The 1,188-nt window shown below is 46.8% G+C and carries 1 protein-coding gene; it reads left to right on the top strand.

Annotation, left to right across the window (positions count from 1 at the left end):
• Window positions 1-1,184: elongation factor Tu (tuf, locus tag PSF67_RS22010; RefSeq protein WP_166268407.1), on the top strand; the 1,184-nt coding region annotated here is incomplete at its 5' end.
• Window positions 1,185-1,188 lie beyond the last annotated feature (4 nt).

Genomic DNA, 1,188 nt, shown 5'->3' with positions numbered 1-1,188 from the left:
TGTCTAAAGAAAAATTTGAACGTTCAAAACCGCACGTTAACGTTGGTACTATCGGCCACGTTGACCACGGTAAAACTACTCTGACAGCAGCTATCACTACTGTTCTGGCTAAAACTTACGGCGGTTCTGCTCGTGCATTCGACCAAATCGATAACGCACCAGAAGAAAAAGCGCGTGGTATCACCATCTCTACTTCACACGTAGAATACGATACTCCAACTCGCCACTACGCACACGTAGACTGCCCAGGACACGCCGACTATGTTAAAAACATGATCACTGGTGCTGCTCAGATGGACGGTGCAATCCTGGTTGTTGCTGCGACTGATGGCCCAATGCCACAAACTCGTGAGCACATCCTGTTAGGTCGCCAAGTAGGTGTTCCTTACATCATCGTTTTCCTGAACAAATGTGACATGGTAGACGACGAAGAACTGTTAGAATTAGTTGAAATGGAAGTTCGTGAACTTCTGTCTCAATACGATTTCCCAGGCGACGACACTCCAGTTGTCCGTGGTTCAGCTCTGAAAGCGCTGGAAGGCAACCCAGAGTGGGAAGCGAAAATTGTTGAATTAGCAGGTCACTTGGATTCTTACATCCCAGAACCAGAGCGTGCAATTGACAAACCATTCCTGCTGCCAATCGAAGACGTATTCTCAATCTCTGGTCGTGGTACAGTAGTAACAGGCCGTGTTGAGCGTGGTATCATCAAAGTTGGTGAAGAAGTTGAAATCGTTGGTATCCAAGACACGGTTAAAACAACTTGTACTGGCGTTGAAATGTTCCGTAAACTGCTGGACGAAGGTCGTGCGGGTGAGAACGTTGGTGTTCTGCTGCGTGGTACTAAACGTGAAGAAATTCAACGTGGTCAAGTACTGGCAAAACCAGGTTCAATCAAGCCACACACTAAATTCGAATCAGAAGTCTATATTCTGAGCAAAGATGAAGGTGGTCGTCACACTCCATTCTTCAAAGGTTACCGTCCACAGTTCTACTTCCGTACAACTGACGTAACAGGTACTATCGAACTGCCAGAAGGCGTAGAGATGGTAATGCCAGGTGATAACATCAACATGATCGTTACCCTGATCCACCCAATCGCGATGGACGACGGTTTACGTTTCGCAATCCGTGAAGGTGGCCGTACTGTAGGTGCGGGTGTTGTTGCAAAAATTATTGCATAATACC

Origin of the sequence: Providencia sp. PROV076, assembly GCF_028483405.1 — a bacterium.
GTDB lineage: Bacteria > Pseudomonadota > Gammaproteobacteria > Enterobacterales > Enterobacteriaceae > Providencia > Providencia huaxiensis.
The sequence above is the reverse complement of the archived record's forward strand: the minus strand, read 5'-3'. Positions and strand labels throughout refer to the sequence as shown.